Origin of the sequence: Limnospira sp. (genome assembly GCF_051859755.1) — a bacterium.
In the GTDB taxonomy this organism is placed as follows: domain Bacteria; phylum Cyanobacteriota; class Cyanobacteriia; order Cyanobacteriales; family Microcoleaceae; genus Limnospira; species Limnospira fusiformis.
On record NZ_JBIMLI010000356.1, the window covers coordinates 1 to 1,126 of the forward strand.

The window sequence follows — 1,126 nt, forward strand, 5'->3', positions numbered from 1 at the left end:
TGCTTCGCTCATTATGTAGGGCTGTGGGTGAAGGTTGCACTAAGTACAATTACTCATTTCTTAACTGAGATGCACCCTTTGAATGGGAGGGGATGGAGGCGACTCCATTCTCGACCCCTACCAGACGTGCCACGGTGTAGATGTAAATCCGGCAATAAGTAGGAGTTTTACGGCGAGAGCGAGTTGAAAGACTACGTGGTGCATATAGCTCTGAACGAAGAAGGACCAAGCGGTGAAATCAACACTATACCAATAACAATTGGGCAACCACATCAGGAGCCGTATGAGGCGAAAGTCTCAAGTACGGTTGGGAAAGGGAGGGGATGGGGGCGACTCCATTCTCGACTCTACCCATACATTATACTGTACTTTGTGTTTTGGGTAAAGGCTGTATAGATAATTAAGGGGAAATTAACAGCGAATAATTGATAAAAATTGACCTATATGGGTTAATATGGGTTTTGGGCTCAGTTCCTCTCCGTGTGGCGGAAAAGAGGGGGTGTCAAGACTTGTTTCCTATAGAGCGCGTAAAGTACCTCAGCATCTGGCATTTGTGAATGTTGGTTAGCCAAAATGTATCGGTTGGTCTAGCACCAGGAGTCCAATGTTCTCAACTCATAACCGGTGGTTAGTTATGTCCGAATTTTTTGATTTTCTGAAACACAAACACGCCTATATTGCGATCGGGGAGTTTAAGCCTGGTAAATTTGAAGAAGCCCGAGAACTGTTTGAACAAGCAGTTTCAACCTACAGTACCGGGTTCAAAGGGTCTTATTTGCTACAGGAACCGGGAACTGATCGTGGTATTGCCATTATCTTCTGGGAAAATATCCAAGACATGGAAGCCAATCAAAGTGAAGCATATCAGGCTTTGCTAGATCAAATGACACCCCTATTCGCCAAAGCCCCGACTACTTCATTCTACGAAGTTCGCAGCGAAATTCGTGCCGCCGCCGAATCTCTAGTTTAATCAAAACTTGGGGCTGGTAACTCAAAAGCAGATAATGAACCTTGATTAATCATCACCCTGGTCGAGTTGAGTTAAACAGAAGCGTTTACCGTTGTCTTGGAATTGTAGAAGTCCAGATTGGTGTCAAGGGACTTAATGCGATCGCTTTTTTGCCCT

General features: G+C 44.8%; 1 protein-coding gene. It reads left to right on the forward strand.

The window, feature by feature from the left end; translation table 11 throughout:
* Positions 1 to 634: 634 nt before the first annotated feature.
* Positions 635 to 970: an antibiotic biosynthesis monooxygenase gene (locus ACTIE0_RS24605; protein WP_006615878.1), complete on the forward strand. Its 336-nt coding sequence runs from the start codon at positions 635 to 637 to the stop codon at positions 968 to 970.
* The last annotated feature ends 156 nt before the right edge of the window (positions 971 to 1,126 follow it).

Excerpts from the sequence above, each read along its gene's own strand:
- ACTIE0_RS24605 (WP_006615878.1), top strand. The coding sequence starts at position 635 with ATGTCCGAATTTTTTGATTTTCTGAAACACAAACACGCCTATATTGCG.